Source organism: Limnohabitans sp. INBF002 (assembly GCF_027924905.1).
In the GTDB taxonomy this organism is placed as follows: domain Bacteria; phylum Pseudomonadota; class Gammaproteobacteria; order Burkholderiales; family Burkholderiaceae_C; genus Limnohabitans.
Genome location: NZ_AP027055.1, coordinates 1767976 through 1783695 on the forward strand (window position 1 = coordinate 1767976; position 15720 = coordinate 1783695).

Below are 15720 nucleotides of genomic sequence, written 5' to 3' on the forward strand. Positions count from 1 at the left end.
CATGACTGACAGACCTGGCATTGCCTTTGAAGTCAACGCACGCTATCCAGACCCACGCGTTGAGGTGTTGGATGAGCGCTTTTTAAAACTGCGTTTGTTCAGCGCCAGCGTTGAACAGTTGGCCACGGGCATGCGCTGGGCCGAAGGTCCGGTGTGGTTTGGCGATGGCCGCTGTCTGTTGGTGTCGGACATTCCCAACAACCGCATCTTGCGTTGGGACGATGCATCGGGCCACGTGAGTGAGTTTCGTAAGCCCTCGCACAACGCCAATGGTTTGGCGCGTGATGCGCAAGGCCGCTTGCTCACCTGTGAACACCAAACACGCCGCATCACGCGCACCGAATACAACGGGGCCATCACCGTGCTGGCCGATGCGTTTGATGGCAAACGCTTGAACTCGCCCAACGACATCGTGTGCCAACGCAATGGTGCGGTGTGGTTCACAGACCCGCCCTTTGGTATTTCAGGCGACTGGGAAGGCGATGCAGCCGTGGCCGAACTGCCCCATGCGCTGTACCGCATCCACCCCAGCGATGGTCAGCTGCAACAAGTGCTGACCGATGTGCAAGGCCCCAATGGTTTGGCCTTCTCACCCGACGAGTCGGTGTTGTATTTGGTGGAAAGCCGCGCCAAACCACACCGCAAAGTGTGGGCGTATGACGTGAGTGCCCAAGGCACCTTGTCCAACAAACGTTTGGCCATTGATGCCCAAGGCCCAGGTGCGCTGGACGGCATCGCGGTCGACATCGACGGCAACATTTGGTGTGGCTGGGGCAGCGACGGCTCGGCACACGCCCAACCCGAAGAACTTGATGGCGTGCGCGTGTTCGCACCTGACGGCACCGCCATTGGTCACATCCATCTGCCTGAGCGCTGCGCCAACTTGTGCTTTGGTGGTGCAAAAAATAACCGACTGTTCATGGCCAGCAGCCATTCGCTGTACGCCATCTACACCAACACACGCGGTGCAATTTGAGCGCCAACAGCCATACCCCATCGACACGGAGAACCACAATGAAAAAACGCCATCTGCTCTTAGCCATGCTGACCAGTGCCTTGTTCATGGGCGCGGCACACGCGTGGCCTGACAAACCCGTCACCTTGGTCGTGCCCTTCCCACCCGGTGGCGCCACCGATTTGATTGCGCGCACCTTGGCACCCAAGCTGCAAGAAAAACTGGGCGGCAGTTTCATCACCGACAACAAAGCCGGTGCCACCGGCACGATTGGCGCAGGCTTTGTGGCACGCGCCCCTGCTGATGGCCACACGCTGTTGGTGTCGTCCCTCGGTCCTTATGTGATTGCACCGCATCTGTTGGCCAAAGTGCCCTATGACGCGCTGAAAGATTTCGACTACATCAGCATCGCCGTGCAAGCGCCCAATGTGTTGGTGGTACCCGCGAGCTCACCCCACAAATCGATGGCCGATGTGATTGCCTTCCTCAAAGCCAATCCCAACAAAATGACGTTTGCCTCTTCGGGCAACGGCAGCAGCGACCACCTCACCGCCGAGTTGTTTTGGTTGCAAACCAACACCACCGGCATCCACGTGCCCTACAAAGGCGGTGGCCCTGTGATGACCGATTTGCTAGGGAGCCAAGTGGACTCGTCGTTCATGAACATCAACACCGCCATGCCGCAAATCTTGGCGGGCAAGTTGCGCCCACTGTCGATCACCAGCGCCAAGCGCTCACCGCTCTTGCCCAATGTGCCATCGCTCGAAGAGCTGGGCATCAAAGAAGCCAATGTGTATTCATGGCAAGCCATTGCGGCCCCCAAAGGTTTGCCTGCGGACATCAAAGCCAAGTTGCATGCTGCCATCGTGGCCGGTTTGAATGACCCGCAAGTCAAAACCAAGTTGCTGGATTTGGGCTTCGAGATCGTGGCCAACACACCTGAGCAATTCACCGCTTACCAAGCGTCTGAATTTGCACGTTGGAAAAAGCTGATCGACACCCGCAACATCAAAGCCGACTGAGTCGGTCACTCTTAGACATCACGCCATGCCTCACACCTCTCCCGTCATCACACAGTTGCGCGTCATCCCCGTTGCGGGGCATGACAGCATGTTGATGAACCTCTCTGGCGCACACGGCGCTTTCTTCACGCGCAACTTGCTCATCCTCACCGACAACGCGGGGCGCACCGGCATTGGCGAAGTGCCAGGGGGTGAAAAAATCCGCGCCACGCTGGAAGACGCCACCGAGTTGGTGGTGGGCCAAAGCATTGGCAATGTGCAAGCGGTGCTCAACACGCTACGCACCCGCTTCGCAGACCGCGATGCGGGCGGGCGGGGCCTGCAAACCTTCGACTTGCGCACCACCATCCATGCCGTGACGGCTGTTGAATCTGCCTTGCTCGATTTGCTTGGCCAACACCTGAACGTGCCTGTGGCCGCGCTCTTGGGCGAAGGCCAGCAACGCAGCTCGGTGGAGATGTTGGGCTATTTGTTTTTCATCGGCGACCGCACCCAAACCGACCTGCCCTATCGCTCTGAACACGAGGCAGACAACGCCTGGTTCCGCTTGCGCAACGAAAAGGCCATGACCCCCGAGTCGGTGGTGCGTTTGGCCGAAGCCGCACGAGAGAAATATGGCTTCAACGACTTCAAACTCAAAGGCGGCGTGCTCGCGGGCGAGGCTGAGATTGAAGCCGTCACCGCCTTGCACCAACGCTTCCCACAAGCACGCGTCACCCTAGACCCCAACGGCGGCTGGCTGCTGAAAGACGCCGTGCGTTTGATGCGCGACATGCGCGGCGTGGTGGCTTATGCCGAAGACCCCTGCGGTGCAGAAGAAGGCTTCAGCGGCCGCGAAGTGATGGCCGAGTTCCGCCGCGAAACCGGCTTGCCCACCGCCACCAACATGGTGGCCACCGACTGGCGACAAATGGTGCATTCGCTCTCGCTGCAAAGCGTGGACATTCCCTTGGCAGACCCGCACTTTTGGACCATGGCCGGCTCGGTACGCGTGGCGCAAACCTGCCGCGATTGGGGGCTGACCTGGGGCTCGCATTCCAACAACCATTTCGATGTGTCGCTGGCCATGTTCACCCACGTGGCAGCAGCAGCGCCCGGCAAAGTCACCGCCATCGACACCCATTGGATTTGGCAAGATGGCCAAGGTCTGACCAAAGAGCCTTTGCAAATCGTCAACGGCCATGTGGAAGTGCCCAAAAAGCCTGGCTTAGGTGTTGAGCTGGACATGGTGGAAGTTGAAAAAGCCCACCAGCTGTATCTGCAACACGGCTTGGGCGCGCGCGACGATGCCATGGCCATGCAATACCTCATTCCCGGCTGGACGTTTGACCACAAACGTCCTTGCATGGTTCGATAAAAACTTCACCCCTGACATTTATGCGCCCCAACAAAATCAGAGAAATTTGGCAAGCAGGCGGAGCCGTCGTCAATGGCTGGCTCGCCATCCCCAACAGCTTTTCTGCTGAAACCATGGCCCACCAAGGCTGGGATTCCCTCACCATCGATTTGCAACACGGTGTGGTCGACTACCAAGCCATGGTCACCATGCTGCAAGCCATCTCCACCACCGCCACCGTGCCCGTGGTGCGCGTGCCTTGGTTGGAGCCCGGCATCTTGATGAAGACTTTGGACGCAGGCGCTTACGGCGTGATTTGCCCCATGGTCAACACCAAAGAAGACGCGCAAAAATTGGTGGCCTACACCCACTACGCGCCCAAAGGCACACGCAGCTTTGGCCCCGTGCGCGCCTTACTCTACGGTGGTGCTGACTACCCCAAGCACGCCAACGACACCATCGTCACCTTCGCCATGATTGAAACCGCTGCTGCGCTCGACAACTTGGACGACATCTTGTCGGTGGAAGGTTTGGATGCGATTTACATCGGCCCCTCCGACCTGTCTTTGGCCTTGGGCTGCAACCCCACCTTCGACGACCTCGACCCCAAAGCAGCCGAGGCGGTGGACCACATCTTGGCGCGCGCCAAAGCGCACGGCGTGGTGGCTGGCATTCACAACGGCACGCCTGAATCTGCACAAAAACGCATTGCCAAAGGTTTTCAATTCGTCACCATCAGCTCGGATGCACGTTTGATGGCCGCAGGTGCGCAACAAGTCATTTCAAAAATGCGTGCCACACAACCACAAGCAAGCGGCGGCTACTGAGGCTTGGGCCACATCAGAAAGATCAAATCATGATGACCTATTCACGTTCCTTGGTTGCGCTGGCTTTGACGGTGTTGTGTGCAGCGCCAGCTTTTGCTTGGCCCGACAAACCCGTCACCATCGTGGTTCCCTTCCCACCTGGCGGTGGCACCGACACAGGTGCCCGCATCGTGGGACAAAAGTTAAGCTTGAAATGGGGCCAGTCTGTCGTCATCGACAACAAAGGTGGCGCGGCAGGACAAGTGGGCGCAGATTTTGTTGCCAAAGCAAAACCGGATGGCTACACCCTTCTCATGGGTAACTTGGGCACACAAGCCATTAACCCGGCGCTGTACAAAAAACTGCCCTACGACCCAGACAAAGCATTTGCACCGATTTCATTGGTGGCTGAATTGCCGTTGGCGATGATGGTCAACCCATCGGTCCCGGCGAAATCAGCCAAAGAATTTATTGCACTCGCAAAAAATCAACCCGGCAAATTGAACTACAGCAGTTCTGGCGCAGGTGGCGGCCCGCACTTGGCCGCAGAAATGTTCAAAGATGCCACTGGCACCTTCATTGTTCACGTGCCCTACCGAGGTGGCGGGCCAGCGATCACCGATTTGTTGGCCGGCAACGTTCAACTGTCGTTCATGACCGTTTTAGAAGCCAGTGGCCACATCAAAGCGGGCAAACTGCGCGCCCTAGCCGTCACCAGCGAGCAGCGTGTGAGCGCCTTACCAGATGTGCCGAGCTTGGCCGAAAGCAGCATTCCGGGTTTCAACTCGATCAGCTGGATTGGCTTGGTTGCACCTGCGGGAACCCCCGTAGCCATTCTGGAAAAAATTTCAGCAGATGTTCGAGAAATCATTGAGACGCCCGAAGTGAAAAATCGTTTGATTGATCTAGGCGGCATTCCCAAAGCCACAACACCTGCTGACTTCAGCAAACTCATCGACAACGATCGCAAGCGCTACACCGCCGTGATCAAAGAACGCGGCATCACCGCCGACTGATCTTCAGGCACGACACATGAAAACAAAACTTCTCAACGTCGGTCGACTCCCTGGCCCCCTTGAATCCAGGCTGGCGCAGTCCTACGAACTTTTGACCTTGCCTGCCAACCCAGAGGCAGCACACGCATTCTTGGCAGAGCACGCGGCCAGCATCACAGGCCTCGTCAGCTCAGCGGCCATTGGCGTGTCCAACGACTTGGTGGATCGCCTCCCCAGCTTGCGTGTGATTTCTAATTTTGGTGTCGGTTTAGACAAAATTGATGTGGCACATGCCAAGACGCGTGGCATTGCGGTGGGATACACCCCCGATGTGCTCAACGATTGCGTGGCCGACACCGCATTTGGGTTGATGCTGGATATCGGCAGAGGCCTGAGTGCGGCAGACCGTTTTGTTCGTGACAAAAAATGGAGCACCACCACATTCCCCTTAGGCTTCAAAGTCAGCGGTGCCAAGCTGGGCATTGTGGGCATGGGTCGCATTGGCAGAACCATTGCCAAACGTGCCATCGGCTTTGACATGGAGATTCGTTACCACGCCCGCAATCCTGTGGCCGATGTCACATGGGCACATGCACCGTCACTCCTCGAATTGGCCAAGTGGTCCGACTTTTTGATCGTCATCACCGCAGGCGGTTCAGAAACAAAACACTTGATCAACGCCGATGTACTGTCGGCACTGGGCCCACAAGGATTTCTCATCAACGTTGCACGTGGCTCGGTGGTCGATGAACTCGCGCTGATCGAGGCACTTGAGAAAAAAACAATTGCGGGCGCCGGCCTCGACGTTTTTGCCAATGAACCCCATGTGCCGGAAAGATTGATGCATCTTGAAAACATTGTGATGCTCCCTCACATCGCCAGCGCAACGCAACAAACACGACACGCCATGGCCGATCGCGTGTTTGACAATTTGACCAGTTTCTTCAAAGCCGGTTGCTTAATTTCTGCAGCCTAAAACAACTCACAGAAAGAGAAAAATGAAAATTGGATTTATTGGCCTAGGCATCATGGGCACACCGATGGCGCAGCACCTGCTCACCGCTGGGCACGAAATGTTTGTACGCACCCGCAGCAAAGTGCCCGAGGCACTCAGTGCAGCACAAGTGTGCGCCACCAACGCCGACGTGGCACGCCATGCAGACATCATCTTTTTGATGCTGCCCGACACACCCGATGTGGACGCTGTGTTGTTTGGCAAAGACGGCGTGGCCGAAGGTTTGAGTCAAGGCAAGATCGTGGTGGACATGAGCTCCATCTCGCCCATGGACACCAAAACCTTTGCGCAAAAAATCAATGCCCTCGGCTGCGAATACCTGGATGCGCCCGTGTCAGGCGGCGAAGTGGGCGCGAAGGCCGCCAGCCTCACCATCATGGTGGGCGGTGCAGAAGCCACGTTCAACACCGTCAAGCCTTTGTTTGAATTGATGGGAAAAAACATCACCCTCGTAGGTGGCAATGGCGACGGTCAAACCACCAAAGTGGCCAACCAAATCATCGTGGCCTTGAACATTGCGGCCGTGGGCGAAGCTTTACTGTTTGCCAGCAAAGCAGGCGCCGACCCTGCCAAAGTGCGTGCCGCGCTGATGGGTGGCTTTGCATCCAGCCGCATTTTGGAGGTGCATGGCGAGCGCATGATCAAACGCACGTTTGACCCCGGCTTTCGCATTGCCTTGCACCAAAAAGATTTGGCCTTGGCCCTCAACGGCGCCAAAGCCATTGGCGTGTCATTGCCACAAACCGCATCGGCGGCACAGCTCATGCAAGCTTGTGCATCCAACGGTTGGGGGCAGCTTGACCATTCAGCCTTGGTGAAGTCGCTGGAGTTGATGGCGGCTCACGAAGTAACCGCCAAGTAAACAGCAACCGCACACAAAAACAAACCCGCCTAGGCGGGTTTGTTTGTTTCAGGTGGCAGGTGTTCAGTCTTCAATTTTCCACGTGGGCAAGCGCCACTCCAACTGCAACGCGGCCAAGCGCAACAGCGTCACGGTCGCGGCACCAATCGCCACCACCGCATTCGGGTCAAAGCCCAAGTAGTGCAAGAGCACCACCACCCAACCACCGGCAAACGCACACACGGCATAAGGATGGTGGTCATGAAACGCCGTGGGAATTTCGTTGCACACGATGTCACGCAACACGCCGCCAAAGGTGGCGGTGATGACGCCCATCAACACAGCAATGAGCGCCGGCATTTGCATGCCGAGCGCGATTTGCGTGCCACTGGCAGCAAACAGCCCCAAGCCCAAAGCATCGGGCCACTGAATGGATTTTTCGGTGGGCTTGAAATGTTTGGCGCGCATCAAAAACATCGCGGCTAAACACAACGCCAACACCGTCCACAAATACCAAGACTGCTCAATCCAAAACAAGGGGCGGCGGTCCAGCAACACATCGCGCAAGGTGCCGCCACCAAAGGCCGCCACACTGGCCACAGCGCACACGCCCACGGCATCAAGCTTTTTGCGGGCAGCTTCCATCACGCCAGACAAGGCAAAAGCCACCGTGCCTGCAATCTCAATGCTTGTTTGCACCCCTGAGAGGGTTTGCGTCGTCAAGACGTCCATCGCCCAAACCTTTTGTTAGTTAGCCAAAGGTGCAAGTGTCGCACCTTCAATGCGGTGACGCGCCATGGCTTGGGCCACCACACCTGTGGCTTTCATGTCTTCCACGAATTGATGCAAATAGGCGGCAGCGGCTTCACCACGGCTCTTGGGCAGGCCCATGGCTTGAGAAATGACCATGAAGTGGCCGGGCAGCATGCGCAGGCCGGGGATGCGAGGCAGCTCCGCCTCGAGCTGGGGCTTCACGCCAGCCGCCACATCGTGGCCATGTTCTAAAAAGTAGCTCACCACTTCGGGCGAGGTAGGGCTGCGCACCAGTTGTGCGTGTTTGATTTCGCGACTCAGGTACAGGTCGTAAGCACTACCCTTGCCCACCACCACGGTGTGTTGGGCTTGGTCCACCTCATCATTGCTGTGCAAAGGCGACTCTTGCTTGACCATGTACGCGCCTTCAATCAACACATAGGGCGCTGTAAATGCAATGGCGGCACCGCGCAGCGGGTCGATGGCAAAAAAGCCCACATCGGCCTCTTCGCCCGACACGGCTTCCACCGATTTGCTGGCGGCTTCAAACACCACCAACTTCAAGGGCACGCCCAAGCGCTGAGCCAGTTGGGTGGCAAGGTCAATCGACACGCCTTCGGGCTCACCCGTCTCAGGGTGGCGGCGGGCCAAGATGGGGTTGCCCACGTTGATGGCGACGCGAAGTTCACCGGTGGGTGCGAAGGTTTGAGAAAGGTTGGTCATGCCCCAATTGGCCCACAAAAAGGTGACACGTAACTTGCTGCGAAAATAGCGGCATGACGTACAGCGTGAAAGAAATGTTCTACACCTTGCAAGGTGAAGGCGCCAATGCCGGGCAACCCGCCGTGTTTTGCCGTTTTGCCGGCTGCAACCTGTGGAGCGGCAGGGAAGTTGACCGCAGCTCGGCCATTTGCCAGTTCTGCGACACCGACTTTGTGGGCACCGATGGCACACACGGCGGCAAGTTTGACAGCGCCCAAGCCTTGGCCGCCGCCATTGCCAGCTTTTGGCCAGTCAATGACACCGAGCACCGCTTTGTGGTGCTGACGGGTGGCGAGCCCTTGCTGCAAGTGGACGAGGCTTTGGTCGAAGCCCTGCATGCGCATGGCTTCACCATTGCGGTGGAAACCAATGGCACCGTGCTTCCACCCAAAGGCATTGACTGGCTGTGCATGAGCCCCAAGGCGGGTAGCCAGCGTGTGGTGGCAGCGGGCCAAGAGCTCAAGCTGGTGTTTCCGCAAGTGGGCGCAGAGCCCGCGCTGTATGAATCTTTGAATTTTGAACATTTTTATTTGCAGCCCATGGATGGGCCCCATGCTGCGGCCAACACCGCAGCGGCCGTGGCCTATTGCCAATCGCACCCGCGCTGGCGTTTGAGCGTGCAAACCCATAAGTTGATTGGCATCCGATGACATACGAACTCAGCCAGCGCTTCTACTTTGAAGCCGCCCACACCCTGCGCCGCAAAATTGATGCAGAGGGTAGCCTGCGCATCCACGGCCACACGTATCACGCCGAAGTGACCATTGCAGGCAAGCCTGACCCCGAGTCCGGCATGATGATGGACCTCGCATTTCTGCGCCAAGAAGTCGAGAAAGTGCGCGACAAGCTTGACCACCATTTCCTCGACGAAGTGCCAGGTCTCGGCCCCGCCACGCTCGAGAACCTGTGCGCCTTCATCTACAACGACCTCAAAGAGACGTTGCCCAACATCCACCGCATCAAGATTGAGCGCCCCGCCAGTGGCGACACCTGCTGCTTGCTGCCCAACGAGGACTGAGCATGGCTATCCAAGCGGTGGTGTTCGATGCCTATGGCACTTTGTTTGATGTGTATTCGATTGGCGCGTTGGCCGAGCAGTTGTACCCCGGCCAAGGTGCGGCCATCTCGGTGCTGTGGCGCGACAAGCAGATTGACTACACGCGACTCATCACGATGTCTGACCCACATCGCGCAGAAGGCAGCCGCTACTACCAATCGTTTTGGGACATCACGCGCAGCGCCTTGCTCTACACACTCGAACGCTTCAAGCTCGATGCCAAGCCGGAACATGTGGACGCCCTGATGGGCCAATACGCCAAGCTCACGCCTTTTGCGGAGAACTTGGGCGTGCTGCAAAGTTTGAAAGAACGTGGCATCACCACGGCCATCCTCTCCAACGGCAGTCCTGAGATGCTCAACACCGCCGTCTCCAGCGCAGGCATGGCTGACTTGATTGACCACGTCATCTCGGTGGACCCCATTCGCCTGTTCAAAACTTCGCCCGAAGCCTACGGCTTGGTGCAACAAACCATTCCCGCTGAGAAGCAAGATATTTTGTTTGTGTCCAGCAACGGCTGGGACGCCTTGGGTGCCACTTGGTTTGGTTTCACCACGCTGTGGGTGAATCGCCAACAGTTGCCCTTTGAAGCCATCGCCCCCCACCCCAGCTACACCGGCCACGACCTGACACGCGTGCTGGACGTGTTCAACCACTGATGGACAGCCTGCGCATCGACAAGTGGCTGTGGGCCGCACGCTTCTACAAAACACGCAGCCTCGCGTGTGATGAAGTGACCAAACACCGCGTGCAAATCAATGGCCAAGACGTCAAGCCTGCGCGTGAAGTGAAGGTGGGCGACACCCTCACCGTGCGCCAAGGCAACATCACCAAGACAGTTCAAGTCAAAGGCATCAGCGCCGCGCGTGGCCCAGCGCCCGTGGCGCAACTGTTGTACGAAGAAACAGCTGAGAGCATGGCTTTGCGCGCAAAGCTTGCTGAACAAAACCGCATGGCGTCAGAGCCTGCACACAGCATCGAGCACGGCCGCCCCACCAAGCGTGACCGTCGCCAAATTGAACACGCATGGAACGAGCGCTGGAGCGCGAGTACCGACACCTAAACACATCAATACACAACATAAAGGAACACACACATGGGAGCTCAATGGAAAGCCAAAGGCAAAGACTTAGCCGCCAATGCCAAGGGCCGCGTTTTTAGCAAATTGGCCAAAGACATCATGGTGGCGGCACGCAACGGTGCAGACCCCGCAGCCAACGCGCGCCTGCGCATGGTGATGGAGCAGGCCCGCAAAGTGTCTATGCCCAAAGACACGTTGGACCGCGCCATCAAAAAAGGCGCTGGCTTGACAGGCGAGTCCGTTCAGTTTGAACGCGTGATTTACGAAGGCTACGCACCCCACCAAGTGGCGGTGATGGTTGAGTGTTTGACCGACAACGTCAACCGCACCGCGCCCGAAATGCGTGTGTTGTTTCGCAAAGGCCAGCTCGGCACATCAGGTTCCGTGTCATGGGACTTTGACCACATTGGTCTGATTGAAGCCGAACCCACCGCCCCCGATGCCGATGCCGAAATGGCCGCCATCGAAGCAGGTGCGCAAGACTTTGAAGCGGGCGACGAAGGCACCTCGGTGTTCATCACCGACCCCGCTGACCTCGACCTCGTGAGCCGCGCCCTGCCCGCACACGGCTTCAATGTGTTGTCAGCCAAGCTGGGCTACAAGCCCAAAAACCCCGTTGACCCAGCGAACCTGAGCGCCGCAGCTCTAGAAGAAGTCGAAGCCTTCCTCTCTGCCATTGACGACAACGACGATGTCCAAAACGTCTACGTGGGGCTGCTGGGTTAACTTCATACATGACAGCGATCACGCAAGCGCAACAAGGCAAGCCCGGCACTTTAGGCATTGACTTCGGCACCTCCAACTCGGCCATCGCTTGGGCTGAGCCACAAGGAAAAGCCCAACCCATCCCCTTGGAGGGAGATGCGCTGGCCATGCCGACGGCTGTGTTTTACAACGCCGAAGAGAACAGCACCCACTTTGGCCGCGAAGCCATCACGCATTACCTAGAAGGCACCGAGGGACGCTTGATGCGCTCGCTCAAAAGCCTGCTGGGCAGCCCGCTGCTGATGGAGACCACGCTCATCAACAACCAGTTGGTGAGCTTCCAAGACATCATCACCACGTATCTGGCCACTTTGCGTGAACGTGCCACCCGTCACTTAGGCGTGGACCCCACACGCGTGGTGATGGGCCGCCCCGTGCATTTTGTGGATGACGATGCGGCGCGTGATGCACAAGCCGAAGCCTCGTTGCGCCATGCGGCTGAAGCCGTGGGCTTCAAAGACATCGCATTTCAACTCGAGCCCATCGCCGCCGCGCTGGACTACGAACAACGCCTGACACGTGAAACCACCGTGCTGGTGGCCGACATTGGTGGTGGCACGTCTGACTTCACCGTGGTGCGTTTAGGGCCTGAGCGCATGCACAAACTCAACCGTGCGGATGATGTGCTAGCCACCACCGGCGTACACATTGGCGGCACCGACTTTGACCAAAGGCTGAGCTTGGGCCAACTGATGCCCTTGCTGGGCTACGGCCACATGGGCCCGCAACACCGAGAAGTGCCCAACCGCGTGTTTTTTGATTTGTCCACCTGGCACTTGATCAACTGGCAATACCAACCCAAGGCCATGGCGCAAGCCAAAGCCTTGCAAGTCAATTACAGCGATGTGCGCTTGCATGACCGATTGATGCGCGTGCTGACCGAGCGCTACGGTCACCACATGGCCCACGATGTGGAGCAAGCCAAAATTCGTTGCTCACAAACCGACCACGACACACGCATTGACTTGTCGTATGTCGAAACAGGTTTGGCTGCCTCACTCAGCCCCACCGACTTGCACGCCCACTTGGCACAACTGCTGGCCAGCACCGTGGCGTGCGCACGCGAGTGTGTGCAACGCGCAGGGCTGACGCACGGCAAGCCCGATGCCATTTACCTCACCGGTGGCTCATCGGCACTGCGCACATTTCAGCAAGCACTGCAAACTGAGTTTGCGGGCGTGCCATTGGTAGAAGGCGATTTGTTTGGCGGTGTGGCTTCGGGTTTGGTCTACAGCCGTCACTGAACACAAACCGAACAGACGAAAAAAAGGGCCGCGATTGCGGCCCTCTTTTCATGCGAGAAACGCTTTACTTGCCTGCAGCGTGCTTGGCAATCAATGCCTTCGCACCTTCGAGCATTTGTTTGCCGTTTTGGCCTTTGGCGTTCATGTCAGCCACCCAAGCATCGGCGAGGGGTTGACCAATCTTTTTCCAATTTTCCAATTCAGCTTTTGGAATCACGTTGGTGGTGTTCTTGGTGGTGAGCTTCTTGCCTTCGATGTCGGCTTGCAAGAACGCTTTGCCAGCAATGCCAGACAACGATTGGCCGCTGTTGCGGTCAATCACTTTTTTCAGCTCAGGCGACAAAGAGTCGTACTTGGCTTGGTTCATCGCAAAGATGAACGTTGACGTGTAGAAAGCAGGCTCAGCAGGGTCAGTTTCAGAGTGGAATTTCACCAGCTCTTGAATCTTCATGGCGGGCATCACTTCGTAAGGCAGCGCTGCACCATCAATGACGCCTTTGGAGAGTGCGTCACCCACTTGAGGAACTGGCATAGGCACTGGAGTGGCACCCAACAAGCCAAGGAACTTGGTCGTCATGCGTGTGGGGGCGCGCAGTTTCATCCCTTTCAAATCAGCCGCTGTGCGGATGGGCTTGTTGGTCATGTGAAACACGCCATCCGCGTGGACGTGGAAAGCCAGAGGCTTGACGTCTTTGAACTCAGGTTTGGCGTATTGGTCCACATAGTCCCAGAGAGCTTTACTGGTGGCTTCTGGGCTTTGCATCATGAAGGGCAATTCAAACACTTCGATGGATGGGAAGCGACCAGCGGTGTAGCCAGGCAATGTCCAAATCACGTCGGCCACGCCATCACGTGCTTGTTCAAACAACTGAGGGGGCGAACCACCGAGTTGCATGGATGGATAAATTTGGCACTTCATCTTGTTGTTCGACTCTTTGGCGATGCGGTCACACCAAGGTTGAATGAACAAGGTTTGTGCAAATGACGATGCGGGCAAGAAGTGGTGCACCTTCAGTGTCACTTCTTGGGCCGATGCTGCTTGGCCTAGGGCTGCGGCGGTGAAAGCGGCAGCAGCGGCTACTTTAAGAAAACGAGTTTTCATTTTTGTCTCCAGTTAAAAAATCAAGTCAATGCATGCACCAGCCACAACGAGATGGCAGGGAACGCAATCAGTAACGCCAAACGAATGCCGTCTGTGATGAGGAACGGTACAACACCTTTGTAGGTCTCGACCATGGGCACATCTTTGGCCAAGCCATTCATGATGTACACGTTCAAACCCACAGGCGGGAAGATCATGCCGATCTCACACACGGTGAGGATCAGGATACCAAACCACAAGGCCTTGTCAGAAGGATTCAAACCAAAGAAGTCCATGCCCAAAATCACAGGGAACAAGGTGGGCACGGTCAGCAAGATCATGGACATTTCGTCCATCACACAGCCGAGGATGATGTAGAAAATCATGATGCCGCCCATCACCACCAACGGTGAAATCTGCAAATGGCCCACCATGTCAGCCAACTGCGCGGGCAGTTGCGACAAAGCCAACGAGGCATTGATCATGTCAGCACCGATGAAGATCAAAAAGATCATGCCGCTGGTTTGTGCCGTGGTGCGAATGGAAGCCACCAGCTTGTCAAACGTCATCTCACGGCGCAGCAAGGTGATGGCAAATGTCAGCACGTTACCAATGGCCGCACCCTCGGTCGCCGTGAACACACCGCCGTAGATGCCGCCGAACACCACCAAGAAGATGGCAGCAATGGGCCACACGTTGAGGGCCGTCATCATCAGCTCACTGGCTGTGGCTGCTTTGGCTTGAGGCGCTTGGTCAGGGTGAATGCGAACGATCACCGCAATGGCGATCAGGTAACCCACAGCAGCCAGCAATGCTGGGATGTAAGCAGCCAAGAACATCTTGGTGATGTTCTGTTCAGTCAAGATGGCATAGACCATCAACGTGACAGACGGTGGCAACAACACACCCATCGTGCCGCCCGTGGCCAACGCGGCAGTCGCGAGTCGGCCCGAGTAGTTGATGCGGCGCATCTCAGGGTAAGCCACTTGCGCAATCGTGGCGGTGGTGGCCACAGTCGAACCCGAGATCGAACCAAACGCGGCACATGCCAAAACACCGGCCATGGCCATGCCGCCTTTGAAACGGCCCAGCAAAGCGTTGGCAAAGTCAAACAAGGCTTTGGACAGGCCGCCGTGCACGGCAAACGCCCCCATCAGCATGAACAAAGGAATGACCGACAAGTCGTAAATCGACACGCGGCTGTAGACCGCACCCTTGAGGTGCGACATCAAAGGCAACCACCCAGACAAGGCCATATAGCCCAAAGCACCTGGGACAAACATAGAAATCGCGATGGGCACGCGAACGGCCATCAGCACCAACATGGCGCCAAACATGGCTAAACCAATACTCATCGTGCTCATACTTCTTCCTTCGCAATCAGACCCAGGTGTTGCATAGTTTGAACAAACCCAATCACCGAGCACAGCACCAAGCCTGGCACCATCAACATATAGGGAATCCACAGTGGCAACGCCATCAGCATGGACGTTTCTTGCGAGGCGCGGATATCCACACCACCCACGGCCACACGCCAAGCAACCAAGGCCATGACCAAGGTGTAAAGCAAGGTGCCAAACGCATCGAGTTTGGTTTGGGTGCTCTCAGACACGTTGGAGGTGAAAAAATCCACAATGATGTTGGCGTTGCGAAATTGTGTGTAGGGCAAGAACGACGCCACCACCACCGCACAACCCAACTGAACCAACTCCACGTCACCCAAAATGGGATGAGAGAAGAAGGCGCGACCAATCACGCTGACGACCGTCACACACGCAATAGCGACCAGCACAACCCCACCAATGGTGGCGCTGGCATCGCACAAGCGCTGCAAGACACGATCGACGCCATGGGTTGGCGTCTTGTTTTGACTCATAAATGCTCCTCTGTTGGATCTTGTTATTTAGCCTGCTAATTTTCTCGACGGATTCACACTTCCAGCATCACGAACAGAATCTAGCAGATATGCAATTCTGTTATGACTTACGACGAGAAATAACTGCAAAT

The 15720-nt window shown here is 56.8% G+C and carries 18 protein-coding genes; 13 read left to right on the forward strand and 5 right to left on the reverse strand.

The window, feature by feature from the left end; all coding sequences use genetic code 11:
* Position 1 precedes the first annotated feature (1 nt).
* From QMG15_RS08700 to QMG15_RS08730, 7 genes are read left to right on the forward strand one after another with little or no spacing between them, the layout of a single operon-like run.
* A complete protein-coding gene (locus QMG15_RS08700; protein WP_281788277.1) occupies positions 2 to 976 on the forward strand; it encodes an SMP-30/gluconolactonase/LRE family protein in 975 nt (324 codons plus the stop codon).
* A gap of 38 nt (positions 977 to 1014) precedes the next feature.
* Entirely contained in the window at positions 1015 to 1977 is a 963-nt protein-coding gene (locus QMG15_RS08705; RefSeq protein ID WP_281788278.1) for a tripartite tricarboxylate transporter substrate binding protein, read from the forward strand.
* Positions 1978 to 2002: 25 nt separating this feature from the next.
* The gene (gene gudD / locus QMG15_RS08710) at positions 2003 to 3334 is read left to right on the forward strand and encodes a glucarate dehydratase (RefSeq protein WP_281788279.1); all 1332 of its coding nucleotides are present in this window, start codon (positions 2003 to 2005) and stop codon (positions 3332 to 3334) included.
* A 20-nt stretch (positions 3335 to 3354) separates the two neighbouring features.
* The gene (locus tag QMG15_RS08715) at positions 3355 to 4140 is read left to right on the forward strand and encodes an aldolase/citrate lyase family protein (protein ID WP_281788280.1); all 786 of its coding nucleotides are present in this window, start codon (positions 3355 to 3357) and stop codon (positions 4138 to 4140) included.
* Positions 4141 to 4169: 29 nt separating this feature from the next.
* On the forward strand, positions 4170 to 5135 hold the full coding sequence (locus QMG15_RS08720) for a tripartite tricarboxylate transporter substrate binding protein (RefSeq protein WP_281788281.1): 966 nt from the start codon (positions 4170 to 4172) through the stop codon (positions 5133 to 5135).
* A gap of 16 nt (positions 5136 to 5151) precedes the next feature.
* On the forward strand, positions 5152 to 6090 hold the full coding sequence (locus QMG15_RS08725) for a 2-hydroxyacid dehydrogenase (RefSeq protein ID WP_281788282.1): 939 nt from the start codon (positions 5152 to 5154) through the stop codon (positions 6088 to 6090).
* Between the two features lie 22 nt (positions 6091 to 6112).
* On the forward strand, positions 6113 to 6991 hold the full coding sequence (locus tag QMG15_RS08730) for a 2-hydroxy-3-oxopropionate reductase (RefSeq protein ID WP_281788283.1): 879 nt from the start codon (positions 6113 to 6115) through the stop codon (positions 6989 to 6991).
* A 63-nt stretch (positions 6992 to 7054) separates the two neighbouring features.
* On the opposite strand, the gene QMG15_RS08735 is transcribed toward QMG15_RS08730, so the two are convergent.
* Positions 7055 to 7702: a trimeric intracellular cation channel family protein gene (locus QMG15_RS08735; protein WP_281788284.1), complete on the reverse strand. Its 648-nt coding sequence runs from the start codon at positions 7700 to 7702 to the stop codon at positions 7055 to 7057.
* A gap of 15 nt (positions 7703 to 7717) precedes the next feature.
* Positions 7718 to 8446, reverse strand: a complete 729-nt coding sequence (locus QMG15_RS08740; protein ID WP_281788285.1) for an ABC transporter substrate-binding protein — start codon at positions 8444 to 8446, stop codon at positions 7718 to 7720.
* Between the two features lie 53 nt (positions 8447 to 8499).
* On the opposite strand from QMG15_RS08740, the gene queE reads away from it, so the two are divergent.
* The 6 genes from queE to QMG15_RS08770 are packed head-to-tail and all read left to right on the forward strand — an operon-like array spanning position 8500 to position 12632.
* Positions 8500 to 9135: a 7-carboxy-7-deazaguanine synthase gene (gene queE / locus QMG15_RS08745; protein ID WP_281788286.1), complete on the forward strand. Its 636-nt coding sequence runs from the start codon at positions 8500 to 8502 to the stop codon at positions 9133 to 9135.
* Positions 9132 to 9503 (forward strand): 6-carboxytetrahydropterin synthase, encoded by a 372-nt coding sequence (locus QMG15_RS08750; RefSeq protein ID WP_281788287.1) that lies wholly within the window; start codon positions 9132 to 9134, stop codon positions 9501 to 9503. The genes queE and QMG15_RS08750 overlap by 4 nt, the downstream gene beginning before the upstream one ends.
* A gap of 2 nt (positions 9504 to 9505) precedes the next feature.
* A complete protein-coding gene (locus tag QMG15_RS08755; protein WP_281788288.1) occupies positions 9506 to 10201 on the forward strand; it encodes a haloacid dehalogenase type II in 696 nt (231 codons plus the stop codon).
* The gene (locus tag QMG15_RS08760; RefSeq protein WP_281788289.1) at positions 10201 to 10605 is read left to right on the forward strand and encodes an RNA-binding S4 domain-containing protein; all 405 of its coding nucleotides are present in this window, start codon (positions 10201 to 10203) and stop codon (positions 10603 to 10605) included. Before QMG15_RS08755 ends, QMG15_RS08760 begins: the two co-directional genes overlap by 1 nt.
* 33 nt (positions 10606 to 10638) lie before the next feature.
* Positions 10639 to 11349: a YebC/PmpR family DNA-binding transcriptional regulator gene (locus tag QMG15_RS08765; protein WP_108360023.1), complete on the forward strand. Its 711-nt coding sequence runs from the start codon at positions 10639 to 10641 to the stop codon at positions 11347 to 11349.
* An 8-nt stretch (positions 11350 to 11357) separates the two neighbouring features.
* Positions 11358 to 12632, forward strand: coding sequence for an Hsp70 family protein (locus tag QMG15_RS08770; protein ID WP_281788290.1), 1275 nt, complete (start codon positions 11358 to 11360; stop codon positions 12630 to 12632).
* A gap of 64 nt (positions 12633 to 12696) precedes the next feature.
* Here QMG15_RS08770 and QMG15_RS08775 read toward each other — a convergent pair whose 3' ends face one another.
* The 3 genes from QMG15_RS08775 to QMG15_RS08785 are packed head-to-tail and all read right to left on the reverse strand — an operon-like array spanning position 12697 to position 15589.
* Positions 12697 to 13734: a TRAP transporter substrate-binding protein gene (locus tag QMG15_RS08775; RefSeq protein WP_281788291.1), complete on the reverse strand. Its 1038-nt coding sequence runs from the start codon at positions 13732 to 13734 to the stop codon at positions 12697 to 12699.
* Between the two features lie 20 nt (positions 13735 to 13754).
* A complete protein-coding gene (locus QMG15_RS08780; RefSeq protein ID WP_281788292.1) occupies positions 13755 to 15077 on the reverse strand; it encodes a TRAP transporter large permease in 1323 nt (440 codons plus the stop codon).
* On the reverse strand, positions 15074 to 15589 hold the full coding sequence (locus tag QMG15_RS08785) for a TRAP transporter small permease (protein ID WP_281788293.1): 516 nt from the start codon (positions 15587 to 15589) through the stop codon (positions 15074 to 15076). The genes QMG15_RS08780 and QMG15_RS08785 overlap by 4 nt, the downstream gene beginning before the upstream one ends.
* Between the last annotated feature and the right edge of the window lie 131 nt (positions 15590 to 15720).

What these genes read in the sequence shown, in the direction of transcription:
- QMG15_RS08700 (WP_281788277.1), top strand. Translation starts at nt 2, where the DNA reads ATGACTGACAGACCTGGCATTGCCTTTGAAGTCAACGCACGCTATCCA.
- QMG15_RS08780 (WP_281788292.1), bottom strand. Translation starts at nt 15,077, where the DNA reads ATGAGCACGATGAGTATTGGTTTAGCCATGTTTGGCGCCATGTTGGTG.
- QMG15_RS08705 (WP_281788278.1), top strand. Translation starts at nt 1,015, where the DNA reads ATGAAAAAACGCCATCTGCTCTTAGCCATGCTGACCAGTGCCTTGTTC.
- QMG15_RS08765 (WP_108360023.1), top strand. Translation starts at nt 10,639, where the DNA reads ATGGGAGCTCAATGGAAAGCCAAAGGCAAAGACTTAGCCGCCAATGCC.
- QMG15_RS08770 (WP_281788290.1), top strand. Translation starts at nt 11,358, where the DNA reads ATGACAGCGATCACGCAAGCGCAACAAGGCAAGCCCGGCACTTTAGGC.
- QMG15_RS08755 (WP_281788288.1), top strand. Translation starts at nt 9,506, where the DNA reads ATGGCTATCCAAGCGGTGGTGTTCGATGCCTATGGCACTTTGTTTGAT.
- QMG15_RS08750 (WP_281788287.1), top strand. Translation starts at nt 9,132, where the DNA reads ATGACATACGAACTCAGCCAGCGCTTCTACTTTGAAGCCGCCCACACC.
- QMG15_RS08725 (WP_281788282.1), top strand. Translation starts at nt 5,152, where the DNA reads ATGAAAACAAAACTTCTCAACGTCGGTCGACTCCCTGGCCCCCTTGAA.
- QMG15_RS08740 (WP_281788285.1), bottom strand. Translation starts at nt 8,446, where the DNA reads ATGACCAACCTTTCTCAAACCTTCGCACCCACCGGTGAACTTCGCGTC.
- QMG15_RS08735 (WP_281788284.1), bottom strand. Translation starts at nt 7,702, where the DNA reads ATGGACGTCTTGACGACGCAAACCCTCTCAGGGGTGCAAACAAGCATT.
- QMG15_RS08720 (WP_281788281.1), top strand. Translation starts at nt 4,170, where the DNA reads ATGATGACCTATTCACGTTCCTTGGTTGCGCTGGCTTTGACGGTGTTG.
- queE (WP_281788286.1), top strand. Translation starts at nt 8,500, where the DNA reads ATGACGTACAGCGTGAAAGAAATGTTCTACACCTTGCAAGGTGAAGGC.
- QMG15_RS08760 (WP_281788289.1), top strand. Translation starts at nt 10,201, where the DNA reads ATGGACAGCCTGCGCATCGACAAGTGGCTGTGGGCCGCACGCTTCTAC.
- QMG15_RS08785 (WP_281788293.1), bottom strand. Translation starts at nt 15,589, where the DNA reads ATGAGTCAAAACAAGACGCCAACCCATGGCGTCGATCGTGTCTTGCAG.
- QMG15_RS08715 (WP_281788280.1), top strand. Translation starts at nt 3,355, where the DNA reads ATGCGCCCCAACAAAATCAGAGAAATTTGGCAAGCAGGCGGAGCCGTC.
- gudD (WP_281788279.1), top strand. Translation starts at nt 2,003, where the DNA reads ATGCCTCACACCTCTCCCGTCATCACACAGTTGCGCGTCATCCCCGTT.
- QMG15_RS08775 (WP_281788291.1), bottom strand. Translation starts at nt 13,734, where the DNA reads ATGAAAACTCGTTTTCTTAAAGTAGCCGCTGCTGCCGCTTTCACCGCC.
- QMG15_RS08730 (WP_281788283.1), top strand. Translation starts at nt 6,113, where the DNA reads ATGAAAATTGGATTTATTGGCCTAGGCATCATGGGCACACCGATGGCG.